Here is a 1,704-nt window from a genome sequence, read left to right on the forward strand (position 1 = left end):
CGTCATTACCTGCGTCATCTTTCGCTTTCACTGTCGCAGTAATGGTGCGTTCTTGTTCACCTGCTTTCCAATCTGTTATTGCTGTTGGTGTTCCCGTGATTTGTCCATTCGCATACGTCAAGCCATCTGGTAAACCCTCTACGGTTACTGTCGGCGTCTTGTCATCATTATCTACAACTGTCACTGCTATCGGCTCAATCGGCGATTTCTCTGTCACCGTCGCACCATTAGCCGTAATCACTGGGTCTTCTGTGTCAGCAACCAATGGATTTTTGTCGTCATCATTTTTGATGCCGTCACCATCTTTGTCGTCATCGCTCGCATCTGGGATTTTGTCGCCATCTGTGTCGCGTTGAACTTTGATTTCAATCTCTTTGGTTTCTGTATTACCTGCGTCATCTTTCGCCGTTACTGTCGCTTTGATGACTTTTTCAGTTTGGCCATCTGTCCAATCAGTCACCGTTGGTGTACCAGTGATCTCTCCTGTCGCTGGATCGTAGCTTAAGCCTGTTGGTAAGCCGTCTACGGTCACCGTCGGGGTCTTGTCAACGTTGTCAGTCACGCTCACTTTGATTGGCGTGATTGCCGCTTTTTCTGTCACTGTCGCCGTATCATCTGCGGTAATCACTGGTGCTGTGGAATCTGAAGTATCACTTCCAGATGAACCATTTGAACCGCCTGAACCACCTGAACCCGCACCAATCGCAATGCCCGCAATCGCAGCAACACCTGCGGCAATCCATCCCCAATGTGGTAACCAGCCAGCAACGATAGGATCACCGCCTAATACTTCGCTGGCAAGCATACTGTCATTTAATACTGCAATAGCATTCGCAGATTCACCGTTAGCAGGTACATAAGCGTAATATTGTCCGTTTTCGGCTAAACCTTGAATTAACGCGGGATCATTATAATAATCGGTGATGATCAAATCTTCATCTTGTGAATTTTCAAAGGTGATATACAAATCATCACCCACACGCTTGGTCACAATTTGCTGTGGTGCTACGCCGGTATCTTGGTCAAGCAATTCGTAAACTGCGTTACCGCCGACATGTTGAATTTTAACTGCTTGATTTGCTACATTCTTAGCAACTTCAATGGTTTGTGTGTTGCCTTGGGTCTTAACTTTAAGTAAAACGCTCATAAAAATCTCCCAGATTTATTTGTTCATAAATTAAAAGTTAGTTAAAAGTTTTTTCAGTCGTATACGCGATTGAAAAGCGGAAATGAAAACAGCTCCGGCAGAAAATCCTGCCAGTATATTTTCAAGGATAGAAAAAAGGTGAAGGGTGAAAGATGACATTTTTGTCGGAAAAACAAAAATGGTACTTACCCATAAGGAAAGTGCTAAATGATACTTGCTTGCTTGCTTGCTTGCTTGCTTGCTTGCTTGCTTGCTTGCTTGCTTGCTTGCTTGCTTGCTTGCTTGCTTGCTTGCTTAAATTTTGTATTTCAGCCATATAATGTGTCAAGTCTTTTTTGGTTAAACACCTAATAAAAATAAGTGTAATATTCAGCTCATTCTACATATAATTGTTTCCGATAGCAAATACATTTTGGCTATATTTAATGATTATAATTCTTATTATTGAGTAATTGACTATTTTTCAATCTAATGTAGCAACCGTGTTAACTCACTAATTGCTCATTTTTTAAGCTGTTAATAAATAACGTTCAGCGTCCCATTTTTGCCCTGTTTTC

2 protein-coding genes are annotated in these 1,704 nt (G+C 42.0%); one reads left to right on the forward strand and one right to left on the reverse strand.

Going from position 1 to position 1,704, the window contains the following annotated elements; genetic code table 11:
- On the reverse strand, positions 1-1,147 hold a 1,147-nt coding region (locus ACTG7X_RS10990), incomplete at its 3' end, for an Ig domain-containing protein (protein WP_439258488.1).
- Between the two features lie 207 nt (positions 1,148-1,354).
- Here ACTG7X_RS10990 and ACTG7X_RS10995 point away from each other — a divergent pair.
- Positions 1,355-1,498, forward strand: coding sequence for a hypothetical protein (locus tag ACTG7X_RS10995; RefSeq protein ID WP_439258489.1), 144 nt, complete (start codon positions 1,355-1,357; stop codon positions 1,496-1,498).
- The last annotated feature ends 206 nt before the right edge of the window (positions 1,499-1,704 follow it).

Origin of the sequence: Lonepinella sp. BR2271, from assembly GCF_051851515.1 — a bacterium.
Lineage (GTDB): Bacteria > Pseudomonadota > Gammaproteobacteria > Enterobacterales > Pasteurellaceae > Lonepinella.

Excerpts from the sequence above, each read along its gene's own strand:
- ACTG7X_RS10995 (WP_439258489.1), top strand. The coding sequence starts at position 1,355 with ATGATACTTGCTTGCTTGCTTGCTTGCTTGCTTGCTTGCTTGCTTGCT.